Source organism: Enterobacter cloacae complex sp. 2024EL-00711 (assembly GCF_047529885.1).
GTDB classification, from domain to species: Bacteria; Pseudomonadota; Gammaproteobacteria; order Enterobacterales; family Enterobacteriaceae; genus Enterobacter; species Enterobacter ludwigii.
The window spans coordinates 535,411-551,367 of record NZ_JBLIZC010000001.1 but is presented as its reverse complement, the minus strand read 5'-3'; the positions used below and the strand labels follow the sequence as shown (position 1 = coordinate 551,367).

Annotated in this window: 18 protein-coding genes; 5 read left to right on the top strand and 13 right to left on the bottom strand. The window is 52.3% G+C overall.

Features of this window, described 5'->3' with window-relative positions; all coding sequences use genetic code 11:
• Positions 1-216: 216 nt before the first annotated feature.
• On the top strand, positions 217-1,680 hold the full coding sequence (locus ACMVME_RS02700) for a mannitol dehydrogenase family protein (RefSeq protein WP_251859097.1): 1,464 nt from the start codon (positions 217-219) through the stop codon (positions 1,678-1,680).
• Between the two features lie 43 nt (positions 1,681-1,723).
• On the opposite strand, the gene ydfZ is transcribed toward ACMVME_RS02700, so the two are convergent.
• A complete protein-coding gene (gene ydfZ, locus ACMVME_RS02695) occupies positions 1,724-1,927 on the bottom strand; it encodes a putative selenium delivery protein YdfZ (protein ID WP_013096785.1) in 204 nt (67 codons plus the stop codon).
• Between the two features lie 289 nt (positions 1,928-2,216).
• On the opposite strand from ydfZ, the gene ACMVME_RS02690 reads away from it, so the two are divergent.
• On the top strand, positions 2,217-2,648 hold the full coding sequence (locus ACMVME_RS02690) for a universal stress protein (protein ID WP_068794575.1): 432 nt from the start codon (positions 2,217-2,219) through the stop codon (positions 2,646-2,648).
• Between the two features lie 35 nt (positions 2,649-2,683).
• Here ACMVME_RS02690 and ACMVME_RS02685 read toward each other — a convergent pair whose 3' ends face one another.
• Positions 2,684-3,370, bottom strand: coding sequence for a GntR family transcriptional regulator (locus ACMVME_RS02685; protein WP_014169893.1), 687 nt, complete (start codon positions 3,368-3,370; stop codon positions 2,684-2,686).
• A gap of 91 nt (positions 3,371-3,461) precedes the next feature.
• On the bottom strand, positions 3,462-4,208 hold the full coding sequence (ydfG, locus tag ACMVME_RS02680; protein ID WP_068794576.1) for a bifunctional NADP-dependent 3-hydroxy acid dehydrogenase/3-hydroxypropionate dehydrogenase YdfG: 747 nt from the start codon (positions 4,206-4,208) through the stop codon (positions 3,462-3,464).
• A gap of 142 nt (positions 4,209-4,350) precedes the next feature.
• Between ydfG and dcp the strand changes: the two genes are divergently transcribed.
• Positions 4,351-6,384, top strand: coding sequence for a peptidyl-dipeptidase Dcp (dcp, locus tag ACMVME_RS02675; protein ID WP_414743381.1), 2,034 nt, complete (start codon positions 4,351-4,353; stop codon positions 6,382-6,384).
• Positions 6,385-6,534: 150 nt separating this feature from the next.
• Here the strand turns inward: dcp and ACMVME_RS02670 are convergent, their stop codons facing one another.
• The 10 genes from ACMVME_RS02670 to ACMVME_RS02625 all read right to left on the bottom strand — a co-directional run bounded on the left by ACMVME_RS02670 (position 6,535) and on the right by ACMVME_RS02625 (position 15,035).
• The gene (locus ACMVME_RS02670) at positions 6,535-7,674 is read right to left on the bottom strand and encodes a phage integrase Arm DNA-binding domain-containing protein (RefSeq protein ID WP_106504017.1); all 1,140 of its coding nucleotides are present in this window, start codon (positions 7,672-7,674) and stop codon (positions 6,535-6,537) included.
• The gene (locus ACMVME_RS02665) at positions 7,655-7,912 is read right to left on the bottom strand and encodes an excisionase (RefSeq protein WP_050736722.1); all 258 of its coding nucleotides are present in this window, start codon (positions 7,910-7,912) and stop codon (positions 7,655-7,657) included. The genes ACMVME_RS02670 and ACMVME_RS02665 overlap by 20 nt, the downstream gene beginning before the upstream one ends.
• Positions 7,913-7,971: 59 nt before the next feature.
• Entirely contained in the window at positions 7,972-8,214 is a 243-nt protein-coding gene (locus tag ACMVME_RS02660) for a DUF4060 family protein (RefSeq protein ID WP_106504018.1), read from the bottom strand.
• 38 nt (positions 8,215-8,252) lie between these two features.
• Positions 8,253-9,338: a RecT family recombinase gene (locus tag ACMVME_RS02655; RefSeq protein WP_414743380.1), complete on the bottom strand. Its 1,086-nt coding sequence runs from the start codon at positions 9,336-9,338 to the stop codon at positions 8,253-8,255.
• Positions 9,339-9,347: 9 nt separating this feature from the next.
• A complete protein-coding gene (locus ACMVME_RS02650; RefSeq protein ID WP_414743379.1) occupies positions 9,348-12,485 on the bottom strand; it encodes a RecE family exodeoxyribonuclease in 3,138 nt (1,045 codons plus the stop codon).
• A 140-nt stretch (positions 12,486-12,625) separates the two neighbouring features.
• A complete protein-coding gene (locus ACMVME_RS02645; protein WP_328704382.1) occupies positions 12,626-12,790 on the bottom strand; it encodes a YdaE family protein in 165 nt (54 codons plus the stop codon).
• Positions 12,791-13,189: 399 nt separating this feature from the next.
• On the bottom strand, positions 13,190-13,387 hold the full coding sequence (locus ACMVME_RS02640) for a hypothetical protein (protein ID WP_106504022.1): 198 nt from the start codon (positions 13,385-13,387) through the stop codon (positions 13,190-13,192).
• A 367-nt stretch (positions 13,388-13,754) separates the two neighbouring features.
• Entirely contained in the window at positions 13,755-14,174 is a 420-nt protein-coding gene (locus ACMVME_RS02635) for a hypothetical protein (RefSeq protein WP_279257582.1), read from the bottom strand.
• A gap of 6 nt (positions 14,175-14,180) precedes the next feature.
• On the bottom strand, positions 14,181-14,597 hold the full coding sequence (locus ACMVME_RS02630) for a hypothetical protein (RefSeq protein ID WP_279257581.1): 417 nt from the start codon (positions 14,595-14,597) through the stop codon (positions 14,181-14,183).
• Between the two features lie 54 nt (positions 14,598-14,651).
• Positions 14,652-15,035 (bottom strand): helix-turn-helix domain-containing protein, encoded by a 384-nt coding sequence (locus ACMVME_RS02625; RefSeq protein ID WP_279257580.1) that lies wholly within the window; start codon positions 15,033-15,035, stop codon positions 14,652-14,654.
• 98 nt (positions 15,036-15,133) lie between these two features.
• Here ACMVME_RS02625 and ACMVME_RS02620 point away from each other — a divergent pair, with 98 nt between their 5' ends.
• Both ACMVME_RS02620 and ACMVME_RS02615 read left to right on the top strand, forming a co-directional pair.
• Positions 15,134-15,352, top strand: coding sequence for a transcriptional regulator (locus ACMVME_RS02620; protein WP_414743378.1), 219 nt, complete (start codon positions 15,134-15,136; stop codon positions 15,350-15,352).
• Between the two features lie 2 nt (positions 15,353-15,354).
• The gene (locus ACMVME_RS02615; protein ID WP_414743377.1) at positions 15,355-15,906 is read left to right on the top strand and encodes a toxin YdaT family protein; all 552 of its coding nucleotides are present in this window, start codon (positions 15,355-15,357) and stop codon (positions 15,904-15,906) included.
• The last annotated feature ends 51 nt before the right edge of the window (positions 15,907-15,957 follow it).

Genomic DNA, 15,957 nt, shown 5'->3' with positions numbered 1-15,957 from the left:
TTATATCTTTAGTGACCTGTCACACAACTTTATATTCATGTCACACCACATGCGTAAAAGTTAATATAAATCAAAATCTCAAACTGCAGGATCAGTATGGTTAATGGCAGTTCTTTTTTACCCCGACTGCCATTCTAGTTGGTGTAGTCAGCAGGCGCTGCTGCTCATATAGAGCGGCAGCGAATCCCAGCGTACATAACTTAACGAGTCTTAATCATGGAAAACCGGTTATTACAGGCGAAAGCGACGCTTCCTCAGTACGATCGCGAACGCCTCAAGGCACGCATTGTTCATTTAGGGTTTGGCGCATTCCACCGTGCGCATCAGGCGGTGTACGCCGACATTCTCGCCGCGGAGCACAATAGCGACTGGGGTTACTGTGAGGTAAACCTGATTGGCGGTGAACAGCAGATTGCCGATCTGAACGCACAGGATCATCTCTACACCGTGGCGGAAATGTCTGCCGATGCGTGGACATCGCGGGTGGTGGGCGTGGTCAGGAACGCACTGCATGCACAGGTTGACGGGCTGGAACGCGTGCTGGCCGCAATGTGTGAGCCGCAGGTGGCGATTGTCTCGCTCACCATTACTGAAAAGGGATATTGCCACTCGCCGGCGACCGGGAAACTGATGCTCGATCACCCGTTAATCGCCGCCGACCTGAAAAACCCGCATCAGCCGAAATCTGCGCCGGGTGTGGTGGTGGAAGCACTCGCGCGACGCAAAGCTGCCGGGCTGCCCGCGTTTAGCGTCATGTCCTGTGACAATATGCCGGAGAACGGTCACGTCATGCGTAATGTGACCTGCGCTTATGCCCGCGCGGTTGACGGCGAGCTGGCAGACTGGATTGAATCCAGCGTCACTTTCCCGTCCACCATGGTGGATCGTATTGTTCCCGCGGTTACACCGGAGACGCTGGATAAAATTGAACAGCTGACTGGCGTTCGTGACCCGGCAGGCGTGGCGTGCGAACCGTTCCGTCAGTGGGTGATTGAGGACAACTTTGTTGCAGGCCGTCCGCAGTGGGAAAAGGCCGGGGCGGAGCTGGTTTCAGACGTCATTCCGTTTGAAGAGATGAAGCTGCGCATGCTTAACGGCAGTCACTCTTTCCTCGCGTATCTTGGCTATCTGGCGGGGTACCCGCACATCAACGACTGCATGGAAGACGAACACTACCGTACTGCCGCCCATGCGCTGATGCTGAACGAGCAGGCGCCGACCTTAAAAGTGAAAGGCGTTGATTTAGGCCACTATGCTGACATGTTGATTGCCCGCTACAGCAACCCGGCGTTACGTCACCGTACCTGGCAAATCGCGATGGACGGCAGCCAGAAGCTCCCGCAGCGTATGCTCGATTCCGTGCGCTGGCATCTGGTGCATCAAAAAAGCTTCCCGCTGCTGGCATTAGGCATTGCAGGCTGGATGCGGTATGTCGGTGGTGTCGATGAGCAGGGCAACGCTATCGACGTGAGCGACCCGCAGCTGGTGGTCATTCAGGCGGCGGTGAAGGGAAGTGCTGAGGGCGAAGACCGGGTGAAGGCGCTGCTGGGCATTGAGGCCATTTTTGGCAAAGAACTCCCGCATGAAACCGTCTTTGTGGATGCGGTAATGCGTGCTTACCAGACGTTAGTGCAAAAAGGTGCAAAAGCCACGGTCGCAGAGTACGCGGCGAACGGCTAAGTCATCACATGCCGCCGCGTGCGGCGGCATGATGTCGCATGAATCAGTGCATACCCAGGCGAATCAGTTCAATCGGTTCGAACTTACCTTCGCAACCTTCCACTTCTACCGTTTTGCTGCGACGCACCTGCGCGGCATCCAGCCCTTCGCTGTGGATCGCTTTAATCACGCCGGTGTGTCCTGTGCCATTGATCATTACACGGCTGCCGGTGGTAATTGCGTTACGGTTACGGTCGTATGTCATCATGGTATTTTCTCCTCTCTCACTTATCCGTTACGGCGCTATTTCAGGTTTCACCGTTCACGAGGCACTATAAATACGCCTGTCTGCATCTCATTTTTTTGTTTTTGATCAAACTCACACTTTTTTCTCAATATTGGTGGGTGCTGACGGTTCACGACAGCAATTTACAAAGCCCACATTTATTTTCCTTTATTGATAGTTTCTGCTGGCAAGCGTTTAGGGTTTGTTTATATTCCGGCTGTCATTCTTGAAGCAGGGAATACCCCTTTCACAGGAATAAGGAGTCAGGCTTATGTATAAGAAGATTTTAATGCCTGTTGATGTATTTGAAATGGAATTGAGCGACAAAGCGGTTCGCCACGCGGCCAACCTTGCAAAGGCGGAAGGTGCGTCGATTACGCTGGTGAACATTATCCCCAACAGCAGCCGCTCGTTGCTGCGCGGATTCAACGCCGATATCAAAAAGTTTGAAGCGTTTATGACCGCGGAATCCGGGAAGAAAATGAACGAGCTAAAAAGGCTGTTTGATCTCCCCGGGGAGAATATCCACAGCCTGGTCTGCTTTGGCAACGTGCGTGACGAAATTATCAAACTGAGCAAAGAAGGGGAATATGACGTGATCGTCATCGGGTCGAAAAACCCGAGCATCAGCACCCATCTGCTCGGTTCAAATGCGGAATCTATCCTGCGCTATGCGAGTATTCCGGTGCTGGTGGTTCGCTAATCTCTTCGCCGCAACCGAAACGGGGGCGGCGTATTTTACTCTTCGCTAAACCAGTCGCTGTTTTCCTGACGAATTAACTGTACGGATTCGCTGATTTCCTGCAGGTGCAGCGTCATCGCTTTTTCTACACCGTCCTGATCGCGTTTTTCCAGCGCACTGAAAATATCATGATGCTGTCGTAGCAACATTTCCGGTGGTGAGACGTGGTCGAGGCTCATATAGCGCACGCGGTCGATGGTGGCTTTGATGTTTTCAATCGTGTCCCAGGCCAGTTGACAGTCTGCAATTTGCGCCAGCTTCTGGTGAAACTCGTCATCAAGCTGGAAGAAGTCGTTGAGCTGTTTGCGGTCAATCGCAATACGCTGCTGATGCAGGTTTTGCTCCAGCAGGTAGCACTGGTTGTCATCAATCAAGGATGCGGCCCGGCGCGCCACCGCGCACTCAATGGCCTGACGGACAAAACACCCGTTACGCACCTGGGAGAGCGAGATTTTGTTCACATAGCTGCCGCGCTGCGGGCGGATCTGAATCAGACCGTTTTCTGCAAGCTTGATAAACGCCTCACGCACGGGCTGGCGGGACACGTCAAACCGCACGGACACCTCTTTTTCAGAGAGCGGCGTTCCGGGTGGGATCAGGCAATGGACAATATCACGTCGCAAAATGCGATAGATTTGCTGGTTTACGGGCTGGGTAGGATTGAGTTGCGATTCAGCGGCCATGAGTTGTCATTTCTCAGAGAGTTAGCCTGAACATACTACCATTCTTTTATGGCCTGAAACAGACCCGGCCCGCAGGCCGGGAAGGGCAATGTTAGCCACGATGGACGCTAAGTCCGCCAAAACTCTGGCTGACTGGCATCATTTCTACCGTGTTAATGTTGACGTGTTTTGGCAGCGTTGCCACCCACCAGACCGCTTCGGTGACATCTTCCGGCGTCAGGGCGTTCGCATTCTCGTAGGTTTTGCCTGCTTTCGCGTCATCACCTTTAAACCGAACGTTGGAAAATTCGGTTCCGCCTACCAGGCCCGGCTCAATATCGGTCACGCGAATGGCGGTGCCGTGCAGATCGGTACGCAGGTTAAGGCTGAACTGACGCACGAAGGCTTTGGTCGCGCCATAAACATTACCGCCCGCATAAGGCCAGCTTCCTGCGGTCGAGCCGATGTTAATAATGTGGCCGCGATTGCGCTCAACCATGCCTGGCAGCACGGCGCGGGTCATGTACACCAGCCCTTTGTTGTTCGTGTCGATCATGTTTTCCCAGTCTTCGACGCTGGCTTTGTGGGCAGGCTCCATACCGAGCGCCAGACCGGCATTGTTGACCAGCAGGTCAATGGCACGCCATTCGGCCGGCAGGTTAGCAATCATCTCTTCGATGGCGGCACGGTTACGGACATCAAGCTGCGCGGTCAGGATGCTGTCACCCAGCTCATCTTTCAGCTCCTGCAGACGCTCCTGACGACGACCCGTCGCAATCACCTTATGTCCGTTGGCGACGAAGCGACGCGTGATGCTTTCACCAAAACCTGCCGTTGCCCCGGTAACTAAAATAATCATCTCACTGTTCCTCAACGCTTTTTGTGTTGTACTAACATAGCACGGCCGAGAAGGATGCGTTAAGGCAACATTTGTATGACGGCATTGCAGGCAGTGGCGGCCTGGCCTACTCTGGGAAGATAACCGTACTCAGGAGTGAAAGATGTCGGCCACTAATCCCTTTTTTGAAAGCAGCCTGTTGCCTTATCAGGCACCCCGATTCGACGAAATCAACGACGGTCACTACCGCCCGGCATTCGATGAAGCGATACGCCAGAAGCGAGCCGAAATTGACGCGATTGTCGCGCAAACGGCCGCCCCCGATTTCAACAATACCGTGCTGGCACTCGAAAAAAGCGGTGCCATGCTCTCGCGTGTCAGCAGTGTTTTCTTCGCCATGACCTCTGCGCACACCAATGATGACTTACAGGCGCTTGAAGAGCAGATCTCTACCGAGCTTGCTGCCCTGGCGAACGATATCTGGCTTAACGACACGCTGTTCTCTCGCGTAGAGAGCGTCTGGCAGGATTGTGCTGCACTGGACGCCGAATCCCGTCGGCTGGCAGAAGAGACGTACCAGCACTTTGTGCTGGCCGGTGCGCGGCTGAATGATGCAGAAAAAGCGGAGCTGAAAGCGCTGAATACCGAGGCGGCTACCCTCACCAGCCAGTTTAATCAGCGTCTGCTGGCCGCCACCAAAGCCGGTGGGCTGGTCGTGGATTATGCTCATCAGCTTGATGGACTCAATCCTGACGAGATTGCGACGGCTGCCCATGCCGCCGCGGAGAAAGGGCTGAACGATCGCTGGTTGATTCCGCTGCTGAATACCACTCAACAACCCGCACTTTCCGCGCTGCGTGACCGTCAGACGCGCGAAAATTTGTTTAACGCGGGCTGGACGCGTACCCAGAAAGGGGATGAAAACGATACCCGGGCACTGATCCTGCGTCTCACCGCGTTGCGTGCGCGTCAGGCAAAATTGTTGGGATTTGAGGACTACGCAAGCTGGAGTATCGCCGATCAAATGGCGAAAACACCAGCCGCCGCGTTGGCTCTTATGCGCGGTATTGTGCCCGCTGCACGCACTCGAGCGACGCTTGAGCAAGCCGATATCCAAAAAGTGATTGATGACGAGCAGGCCGGGTTCACCGTGCAGGCGTGGGACTGGGCTTTTTATGCCGAGCGCGTGCGCCAGGCGAAATATGCCCTCGACGAGTCGCAAATCAAGCCGTACTTTGCGCTCAACACGGTGTTGCAGGATGGCGTATTCTGGGCTGCAAGCCAGCTGTTTGGCCTCCGCTTTGTCGAGCGTTTCGATATTCCGGTTTACCATCCTGATGTCCGCGTGTGGGAAATTTTCGACCATACCGGCGAAGGGATGGCGCTGTTCTACGGTGATTTCTTTGCCCGCGAATCGAAAGCCGGTGGGGCGTGGATGGGGAATTTCGTCGAGCAATCGTATGAGTTTGCCTCGCGCCCGGTTATCTACAATGTCTGCAACTATCAAAAACCGGCTAACGGTCAGACGGCGCTGATCTCCTGGGACGATGTGGTCACCCTGTTCCACGAGTTTGGTCATACGCTGCACGGTCTGTTTGCCAGCCAGCGCTACGCCTCCCTCTCCGGCACCAATACGCCGCGTGATTTTGTCGAGTTCCCATCGCAAATCAACGAGCACTGGGCGAGCCACCCGCAGGTGTTTGCCCACTATGCCCGCCACTATCAGACCGGAGAGCCGATGCCCGAGGCGCTGCGCGATAAAATGCTTAACGCGACGCAGTTTAATAAAGGTTATGACATGACCGAGTTGCTTAGCGCTGCGCTGCTGGATATGAACTGGCACAGCATCAGCGAACCCGTGGACGATGTTGACACCTTTGAAGCGGTAGCACTGCACAAAGAGGGGCTGGATCTGCCCGCCGTTCCTCCGCGCTATCGCAGCAGCTACTTCGCCCATATCTTCGGCGGCGGCTATGCGGCGGGGTATTACGCCTACCTGTGGACCCAGATGCTGGCAGACGATGGCTATCAGTGGTTTGTCGAGCAGGGTGGTTTGACTCGCGAAAATGGACAGAAATTCCGCGATGCCATTTTGTCGCGCGGGAATAGTACTGATTTAGCTGAACTTTACCGGAACTGGCGCGGGCACGATCCGAGGATTGAACCGATGCTGGATAACCGCGGGTTGAGCTCGTAAAGGCTTTTTCAGGCTGGTAGCAGAACCGGGCGCGGTGCCCGGTTTTTGCCCGATTTTTTCTTCCCCAAAACTCCTCCAAAATTCCTCCCCAAAATGAATTCTTGAATTCTGCGAAATTTGCAGGGGGATACGGTCCAATTATTCACGTAGCTACACCTTCACTTTCACCCAGTCGAGGCCGCGATCGTTATGATACTGCGCCGTCATCCTGTCTGATGAGTGACCTAGTAGCTGCTGGGTATTGATGCCTTGCCCCTCATACAGACGCTCCGATAGAGAACGCAGCTCGTGAAAAGTCGGCATTGTTTTCCCATCCTCTACGGAAATGCCAGTACTATCGATCGCGAGTTTGAAGGAGACACTAAGGCTGTTCTCGCCAACCTGATCGCCTGCTTTCACATTACCGCTTGAGGTCACGTGATGGAGAAGCCAGGGGCTTACGACCCGATCCCTGCATCGCTTGATCACCTGCGCCAGTGTAATATCCAACATCTCGCAGCGTAGCGAGAGCGGTATAGCCAGTTTCGCCCCGGTCTTTTGCTGCTCAACGTGGAGATGACCGTCCCAGACATCAGAGAACTTCATTTTGGCGATATCGCCGCGCCGTTGCCCGGTGACAACTGCCAGAAGCATGGAGTTTTGGACGTAGGGCGCCATATTGGAGGCAGCTTCAAATATCGCCTTCCACATCTCAAGGTTCAGTCGCGAACGACTTACCCGGACAACGACTTTTCTTGTGGCTAGCGCCGGGTTATAACCCGGCTCAACTTCGCCTGCGTGCTGCGCCTCTTTGAACAGGTCAATCCAGACGCTGCGGAGCGTTTGCGCCATTCGTGCTTTGCCTCTGGCTTTATATTCGTCTGTAATGGCTGCCAGCATTTTGGTGGTGACTTCCTGAATGCCAATGTCAGGCATCCTTTCAACCAGTACGTTTGTGCATGTCCTTCTTGATTTAAGCGTATTAATTTTTATCTCTTTATTGCTGAGTCGCTCCTCCTGAATTTTCAGATACCGTTCAATCCATAGGCGCATCCGCATCGATTTCTTGGAATTAACTTTCTTATGGCTGACCATATCTATCAGGGCAAACGACTGGGCAACTTCCTGCTGCGCAAGCAGACGATTCAATTCAGAGGCGGCCAGACTGGCCGCCTCTTGATCGGTACCAAAACCGATAAACTGACCGGTTAAAGGGTGCCGATATTGCCAGTAGGTTTTGCTGTTACGCTTATCAAGCTTGCAGTAGAGATTTGGGATATCAACCCTGTGATTACGTGGTCTGGCTGCCATTAATTACTCTCTCCATAAGCGTCTTAACCGCTTTGGGCATGCGTGGTGGTAGAGCCGGCGATGCGAGCATACCAATGAATTTGGCCTCTTCATCGATAACCCACCGACGACCTTGTTTCAGCGCCCTTGGGATCGTTTGTCCTGTTTTAGCAATCTTGTGCAGCGCCGCTCTGGATGGTGGTTGCTTGAAGCCGTTTGGACCGGAAGCCCAATCCTCCAAGCTAACGAGCTGTCCCATGAAAACCTCCAGTTTGATAAATATGAGCTCTCAAAGTTATGTAGTGTGATATTTCAATATCAGGCCACCTGCCCAGGCAAGGATCGCAGTCGTCGCATGCCTGTCATTGCCGTGGCCACATAGCTCGCCTTGCGGTTCACCACCTCCACCCAGACCTTCACGCCTTCCACTCTCACCGTATAGGTCTCTTTCATCTTGCTGCGCCCATAGTCACCATATCTTTGCTGGTGGGCTGCGAGTGCGATTTCACATGCCTGGCGAGCCAAAGGGGATTGCTTACTGCCTCGATTAATCAGTCGCATTTTTTCTCCTTGAAGGAGGGTTTCCCCTCCCGATCTCGTTAGTCCACGTATTCCGGTTTCATATCCGCCAGGGTGATGCTGAACTGACCATGCAGTTCGTCGCCCAGATGGCGTTTCGACGATGCAAGAACGCGCTCAACCTCTGCGAACCGAGCAGCTGCATCTGGATCATCTGAAGGTGGCAAGGAATTGATGGCTGCTTCGACTTTGTTACGAGCATCAACCAGGTAATAACGCTTCACGGCCTTGTTTTTCAGCTCCGTGAACAGGGCAGAACCCAGCGTTGCTTTCACGGTTTCAATATCTGCGCGCAGAGCTTTAGCGCTATCCACGTCCTGAGCCGCCTCGATGCGGTCACGGAAATCATCAGCAAGCGTATCGATGTTTTGAGCTGATTCCTGAGCCGTTTGAGTCGTAGTGACGTTGTCACCTGAAATATCAGCGAGGCTAACGTGCTGCGCCGGTGCCGGGTTTACCTCTCGTTCTTCAAGGCGATCATCCAGTTCATCCGGGGTATAAACGCCCAGAATTACATCCGGGCAGAACAGTCTCGCCCAACGTTTGACAGCCAGGTACGCCAGCTGCTGGCGAGGGTCGTCAGCCCAAAGGGTAGAGTTTCGGGTACGGGCCTGAGCCAGCAGTAAATCGAGTTCTCTCGGTTTATCCTCGCCTTTCAGCGTTGCGCTGATAATGATGCCGATCCCGGCTTCGTCAGCCAGGGTCCAGCCAGGGACGCGGTACTCGCCTTTGTCGCCTTTACGGATATGGAATTTTCCAACGACCTTTTCCCATGGCCCGTACCATTCATATTCAAAGCGGCTGGCCAGTACGCCACTGCGCGAAATCACAGCATTAACCAGTTGCGCTTCATACCCGAGTACACCGTTAATCAGGTGCGTCTTTTGGGCCACGGCAAAGGGATTCATTTGCCACTGTGCTGCTTGCATCGCTACAGCCATGCAGTCGGCCTGATTGCCCTGAAGGTGTTTAGGAACGGTCGCGGTGCCTTGCGCCATAATCTGCGCGAACGTGCTGATGGCGTTCAGATACTGGGAATCGAACAAAGCCACGTTGGAGTTAATAACTGTGTTCTGGTCGGCAACGGTAACGTTTGTGTTATGCATAAATCCCCCTTAAGCCTGAGCGCGCAGCGCTTCGAGGCGGCGCAGGTCGAAGTCGTTCAGTTCATCGGTGTAATCGGTAGTGATCGGCGCTGGCCATTCGCCCGTATCGAAACCGGTTGCGATGGCGCGCATCGTTTTGCGGTACTCGAGCATGCCCAATTCCAGCAGTTCGGTGGATGCTTCAATGATGGCGATCCAGTGGTAGTTCTCGTCTTTGTTGACGAAAATCCAGAAGAACTGGTCCAGCGCTGCAGTCTCGCAATACATAGCCGCGCTGAGGTGGTAGTCCCGGTCAATGATTTCCCGGTGCAGCCTGGCGCGCAGGCTTTCCTGCTTCACATTCCACATGCTGATGGTTTTCAGGTCAGCACCGATGCGCACGCCGTCCAGTTCAATCTCGAGGTCAGGGCGTACACGCACTTCTAATCCGGTTTCGTCGTCGAAACCGAAATAGCTCACTTCAACGGCGCGGCTTGGATGTGTAAGCAGCATACCGGCGGTCGGGTGCGCCAGGAGTGCAGACTGAATTGCACGCGCTGTGGCCAGCTGCTGGCGGGTAACCAGAATCTTTTCGCCAGGGTTGTCGCGCCAAGCATCCAGCAGTTCGTCGGCAAATATGGCATCGGGCTTAACCGACTTAACTGCCTGGATCATGTCTGCTTTGCTGCCGGAGACTTTCAGCGGCGTCGGTTTCTGCGCTTCCTGTGCGACCAGATCAGGATTGATGATCGCTAATTGCTCGAGTAGCGCATCACGGCTGCCACTGGTTTTAACCGGCGTCTGCAGAGTGGCGTTGTACTCTTTGAAGCACGCTTTCATTGCCGTTGCCGTTTGCTTCTGGCCTTCTTCAATACGCTGGTACTCAGCAGGGAGAGCCATATAGCTTTGAGCCGTTTCTTCCAGGCTCGCGCCAAGTGGCACTGGAGCGGGAAGGGCTGCGTTATGTTCTTCAAGCAACGCTTTAATCTCGTCAGCGCTCAGCAGTGCCGGCAGGCTGGCGTTGTACCCGTCGATGAACTCACGCAGAGTAGCGGTGGTCGTAAACGCATCTTCAGGGATCTCTGGTTCTACGCTGAACTCTGCTTCAAGGTTTTCCGGCTGCAATGCAAGGGCGTGCACCAGGTTTCCCATGTCCAGCACTTTGGATGATGTGCGCGGGATAGTTTTAGCCACATGGCGCGCATTGAAATACATCAGACTGACCCTGGCATCTTTCACCTGGGTTGAGCTAATACCGTTTGCTGCGTGATAAACATCATTCGGCAGACCTTCGTAGCGGCCAGGCTCGAAGTAGGCCGGGTATTCGAATACTGGCTCTGATTGCTGCTCTTCTGGCGCTATGGTAACTGCTTGCGTATTAGCCGCATCAGCGCCTTCGCCTGGTTGTACCGGATCAGTATTTTCGACTTTCTCTGACTGAGTCGTTTCCATCTGCACATCGCTGGTGGTCTCCGCTGCGTTTTCCGTTTTTTCGACTTCATTTGAGGTGGTATTGATGGCCGGATCGTTAATTCCACCCACCAGACCATCGATGGAGAACACACCGCTGCCGAGATTTTCAACATGCGGTTGTGCAACTGGAGCTTCGGTCTCAACAGCCGGAGTAGACAGCGGCAGCAACGCCACAGCAGAGTTAAATTCAGCCGTCATGGTTTTATTCACAAACTCAAGATGAGCCGCTGGCGTGTGGTGGATGTTCTCTGGTGCGATGCGGATCAGATTGAAGATTGCCGCACGGTTCACCGCCAGTATGCCGGGCTGATTACGCAGGATGGCGCTCCATGATTTCCATGGTTCCTCTTTTTTAGCGACAATTTCCTTCGCGCGACGCAGTACGCTGCCTGGTATTTCGTGTGGGTTGAAATCCATAGGCAGCAGGGTGCATGCGATCTCAAGATCGAGAGTGTCCAGCGTATGGTGTGCGCCTTCGCCGCGGTCGGTAACATAGCCGCCATCAGCGTTAGTGCCGGAATCAGTACGCTGCACGCTGCTGATGCGGTTTCCGGCAGCCCATTCGCGCGCCAAGATGCCACGGTTAATGTAATCAGTCGCCGCCCAGACTCTGGTGAATTGGAGAACCAATGCGAGTTCGTGACGCTTATCCTGGCTGAAAACTTTGCGAATGGCGTCGGTGTAACGCCACAGGTCTTTGGTATCGTAACCCTTAATCTCTTCGCAGTTTTCTGCCGCCAGCAGCAGGTTCTGAACGTAGCTGTTGTCAGTGTCCATCTCCAGCGCGCTGATAGTTTCGTATTCTTCTCGGGTTAAGTGGTGACGCAGTTCGTCGGCGGTGAACTGGGCGAGTAGCTGCTTGCGGAACGGCATACGAACGACTGGATAACGTGTGGTTTCGTCATCATTCTCGTCAATCTGAATACCGTTTTCAGGTTCTACATCCTGACCGGTTGTAACGCCGGTGTTGCTGGTGCTTTCTGATTTGAGAAGAGTAAGCTTTCCGCTTCTCCACTCTTCAACTAACTGATTGCGATCGCTGACATCTGCTCTCGCCCAGTCAGCCATGAATGCAGCGATAACTTCAGCTTCGTGCGTTTCATCTTGCGCGAAGACCTGCTTTATCGACTGAACGAGTTTCCACTCAGCGTTCAGGCTGAGTTCGGCAACTTCAGGGATGTCGTTCTTCGCCAGCAGCAGGTTCTGGAGATAGGTGTTGCCTTCATCCAGTGACATTTCGCTGGCAGCCAACTGCTGCTCTTTAGTGATGTGTGACTGGTATTTGTCGCTGGTCAGGTGGACGGCATAACGAACCGCTGGAGTGCGGTTTTCAAGCGGGACACTCTCGATGGTAGTTTCGACATTAACGGTCGCTTCCGGTGCGGCACTGTTGTCAAAGTCTCCAGTAGACTCAGCGCTAGCCTTTGGCAGCCAGGTGCGTCCATCGTCCTGGAGTGCATAGCGTTTGCACCAGGTGTAATCCACCGAACTTTCTTTCGGTAGGTCGTTATATACCGGAAAATCAGTGCGAACAGGTTTGGTGTAATCCTTACCACGCCCGGTTTCAATACCAGCATCTTCCAGCTCAACATCTAACTGCAGGTTGGCACGGGCTTCTGATTTCGCAGTGAACCAAATCACTGCGTCTTCTTTACCAGATTTCTGCGTAGCCTTAACTACATAGAAAAATTCCATGTGAGATCCTCTTTTTTGGATGTAAGATCCCCGGGCCAGAGATAGCGCCCATTGGGTGAACTTTGGTTTTTTAAGTAGTTTTCCGGTGTAACTTTGGTCGGGAGCACCGGACGTACGGGCCGCCTTGCGCGGCTTTTACGTTAGCTTTCGTGGGCCATCTGGTCGTAGGAAGCACAACGTTCAGAGCAGTATTCTTTTTCTTTGCGCGCCAGCTGTGCGCCGTTGCGATAGAGAAGGGTACTTTTGACTACTTCCTCCGGTTTAACCGGCTTGCCGCAGTACCCGCATTTCGTTGAGTTACACATCTGGATTCCCCTTTTGCGCCAGCAGGTAACAGAGCCGACGAAGAATCACTTCGAAGAAATTCAGTTTTACGGCCTGCTGCCGTCCTGGTTTGCGTGCGTAATCAATCATATTGATCTCCTTGTTATGCCTGTCTTTTTACCACTTCAGGCTCGGTGGTATACTGGAGTTATCACACAACCAGTAAGGGTAATAATTATGTCAGACAACCTCTTTAATTCAGGGCGAACGGTTGATTCCGTCGCATACGATCTCGCGCTAGCTCTCGCCTCAAAGGATCCGTCAATCAACACACCGGATGCTTTACTGGAAAAAATCGAATCTCTCTTGCCAGAATGCGTGGCTATAGTGAGTCTCAGAAAACCTAAATACGCATACGGGATAGATATCGGCACTACGTATTAATCATTACCAAGAGCTGCCCGTGCAGAATCGAGGGCGGCTCTGGCCATTTTCATATAGAGGTAATGATCGTCTTCGCGAAGACTACCCATAGTGTCTTGCACTGCGTTCAGTGCAGCATCAGCAGCCTTCAATACCAGGTTGTTACTTGTCAGAATCGGTTTGACCTTAATCGCGTTTGACTCTTTATCGCTCACCTTAACCTCTCCTCTTAGTTGCCTTATCGCCGGCTAGCGGAACATTTACACCTGATGCGCGTTAATCTCTCCACCTCATCCGACTCTTCGTATGCCGTCGGTGGCTACTTCGTGGGCGTCCTGCCTTGGTGGTTCGTAGTGCGTCTTGGTGATTCTAGTAAATCACTACTTTACCTTAAGGTCAAGTGTTGCAATACGTAAAAGTACAGTAATTCTTTACCTGAGCTATATGGAGTATGAAAATGAGTTATTGAGGGCAAAAAAATCCCGACGCTAAGGTCGGGATCTTTGAGTTCAGGGTAGGGGCTTGGCGGTTAGGCTGCTGGGATAGGGGAAAGAAAACCCAGCGCGGTGGTCGGGTTACTGGTTACGGCTTTTTAAGATAAAGATTGAGCAAGAACATTATTATTGGCATTGCTATAGAAAGTAACAGTAAGCCTAACATCCAAACCTTGATATCGCCGGCTTTAGAATCAACGAAGTCTTTGCTTGCTTTAGTTGAAAGCTTTTCGTCTATATCTTTTAGTTTTTGTAATACTGTAGATATATCAGTTTTGATAGAGGCTGAGCTCTTAGTAAGCTCACGAATATCCATTCGTGCTTCAGATAGATTCACTTTGATGTTTTCGACATCTGCTTCGAGTTTTGCAACTCTAGCCTCAAGCATGTTTCCACCTCCGCCATTACCGCCATCATGCTCGAATGATGCATTATTTTCGTGATAGCGTCCAGCAGGCAACCGCATGGTCTCTTTTCCAGGTCTTAGTATTGTAACTTTTTCCGGCATGTACTTTTACTCAGCCTTCTTTGTTACCTTAAAAAAGGCATCATTTTGGTGGATGGGTGTTTTACTATCTTGAGGGTAAAATAGCTCAGCACTAATCTGATAAATTCCTTCCATGTCAAATGGTACGGATGGAAGATCAATATTCAGTCCAACTGCTACTTTATCGGGGTCAGAAGATGGATCTTCTGACATAAATATTTTGTCTCTATCCCAGCTATCGTCGATTACAGAAATTCCATTACGAAGAATGTCAAACCTTAATCTGTAATTTTCTTTGTTTTTCAGGCAGATAAAGTAAAAAGCAATTTGCAGTACCGCTTTGACAGGTAAAACGTCGCATTCAAAAGTTAGTACAGGGGAAAAGTTGTGCTGATTTATCCCGACAGTCGTGTATGGGAAAAGAAAAGATATTTTTGCATCCATAGTATTACTTCCTTAAATCTCATGGAAGAGATCGGAATTAAGGGATTGATTAATTCACTCCGTATCGCCCTTGATCCTTCGACTCATGTACTTCGCGTACAGTTCATCTAGTTCTTTCAGGCGAATTGAGAAGATGCGAAGCATGTTCTTCTGCTCTTCCTCGGGCAGTTGGCGATAGAGCTCAAGCAGGCGCTGTTCGTCTACCTTAAGTCCGTCTTTCTCGCCAACGTCCTCACCAAGGATCCAGGCGACCGACACCCCAGCTGCATCAGCTAAAGCAAGTGCAGATTCTTTGCTCATCTTGCCGGTTCGAAACCATCCGGTCACCGCTTGTTTGCTGACATTAGCTACTTTGGCCATCTCTGTTTTTGAGAAGCCTTTGTTATTCAATTCAGTCAGCCTAGAAATTAGGCTCTGGTTAGGTTCTTTTCTATTCATATATGGATTGTAAACAATAGCTTTACCACTTGATAGGCAGGTGTTTATTGACTGTTTGGTAAATTGGTGCTTTACTCGGTCGCACTTAAGGAGGTCCTATGACTGGAATTGAACTTGCAATTCTTCGATCTGGCTCGGCCAGTGCGCTTGGTACTCTGATCGGCGTTTCAAAAACGGCTGTTTCGCTTTGGCGCCGCAAGGGGATCCCGGCTGAGCGTGTGCTGCCAATTTATGGGGTTACCGGCGTGACTCCACACGAACTGCGCCCCGATCTCTACCCAAACCCCACAGATGGTTTACCTAAACAGGAGCCTTAACAATGCAAACTGTTTTATCCCAACAGAGTAACAGAGCTTCATCTAATCGACTGATATTCCCGTGTCATCCAAGCGAATCGGCATCTCAGGATATTGCTCATCGCGATATCTGCTCTGCGGTCCGGGCGTGGGCGGCAGCAGAAGGGCGCGTAGCTGTTGCACTTCAAATCCAAGAAGCGGCGGAAGAACTTCAAGTTGATGGCGTGGACTTCTCAGGCCAGGCCGATGTCTGGAACGTGAAGCTGTTCCGATGGCTGGACAACAAAGAAGACTCCGCATCTTACCGAAAGAACGTCGAACAGTTGGTGCCCGCGATCATGTCTGCATTACCGCTTCGGTACCGCGACCGCGTCGTTAAAAACGACTCCTTTGCCTACCGGATGGCCAGGCTGGAGAAAGAGGTGAGTGAGGCGAAGCAAGCTCTAATGCTCGATGCCCCGAAGAAGGAAAAGCTGAAGGAGTTAGGCGAGGGGATTTTCGAAATGTTCAGAGTCGATCCGGACCTTACGGCACCGCTGCTGGCGATGGTCACAACCATGCTGGGGGCAATGTGAAGACTTCAGTAAAGGCGAAAGCCGGTCTGCGCTAACAGAACCGACTTTCAA

Coding starts and splice junctions, on each gene's coding strand:
- ACMVME_RS02700 (WP_251859097.1), top strand. CDS start 217: ATGGAAAACCGGTTATTACAGGCGAAAGCGACGCTTCCTCAGTACGAT.
- ydfZ (WP_013096785.1), bottom strand. CDS start 1,927: ATGATGACATACGACCGTAACCGTAACGCAATTACCACCGGCAGCCGT.
- ACMVME_RS02690 (WP_068794575.1), top strand. CDS start 2,217: ATGTATAAGAAGATTTTAATGCCTGTTGATGTATTTGAAATGGAATTG.
- ACMVME_RS02685 (WP_014169893.1), bottom strand. CDS start 3,370: ATGGCCGCTGAATCGCAACTCAATCCTACCCAGCCCGTAAACCAGCAA.
- ydfG (WP_068794576.1), bottom strand. CDS start 4,208: ATGATTATTTTAGTTACCGGGGCAACGGCAGGTTTTGGTGAAAGCATC.
- dcp (WP_414743381.1), top strand. CDS start 4,351: ATGTCGGCCACTAATCCCTTTTTTGAAAGCAGCCTGTTGCCTTATCAG.
- ACMVME_RS02670 (WP_106504017.1), bottom strand. CDS start 7,674: ATGGCAGCCAGACCACGTAATCACAGGGTTGATATCCCAAATCTCTAC.
- ACMVME_RS02665 (WP_050736722.1), bottom strand. CDS start 7,912: ATGGGACAGCTCGTTAGCTTGGAGGATTGGGCTTCCGGTCCAAACGGC.
- ACMVME_RS02660 (WP_106504018.1), bottom strand. CDS start 8,214: ATGCGACTGATTAATCGAGGCAGTAAGCAATCCCCTTTGGCTCGCCAG.
- ACMVME_RS02655 (WP_414743380.1), bottom strand. CDS start 9,338: ATGCATAACACAAACGTTACCGTTGCCGACCAGAACACAGTTATTAAC.
- ACMVME_RS02650 (WP_414743379.1), bottom strand. CDS start 12,485: ATGGAATTTTTCTATGTAGTTAAGGCTACGCAGAAATCTGGTAAAGAA.
- ACMVME_RS02645 (WP_328704382.1), bottom strand. CDS start 12,790: ATGTGTAACTCAACGAAATGCGGGTACTGCGGCAAGCCGGTTAAACCG.
- ACMVME_RS02635 (WP_279257582.1), bottom strand. CDS start 14,174: ATGCCGGAAAAAGTTACAATACTAAGACCTGGAAAAGAGACCATGCGG.
- ACMVME_RS02630 (WP_279257581.1), bottom strand. CDS start 14,597: ATGGATGCAAAAATATCTTTTCTTTTCCCATACACGACTGTCGGGATA.
- ACMVME_RS02625 (WP_279257580.1), bottom strand. CDS start 15,035: ATGAATAGAAAAGAACCTAACCAGAGCCTAATTTCTAGGCTGACTGAA.
- ACMVME_RS02620 (WP_414743378.1), top strand. CDS start 15,134: ATGACTGGAATTGAACTTGCAATTCTTCGATCTGGCTCGGCCAGTGCG.
- ACMVME_RS02615 (WP_414743377.1), top strand. CDS start 15,355: ATGCAAACTGTTTTATCCCAACAGAGTAACAGAGCTTCATCTAATCGA.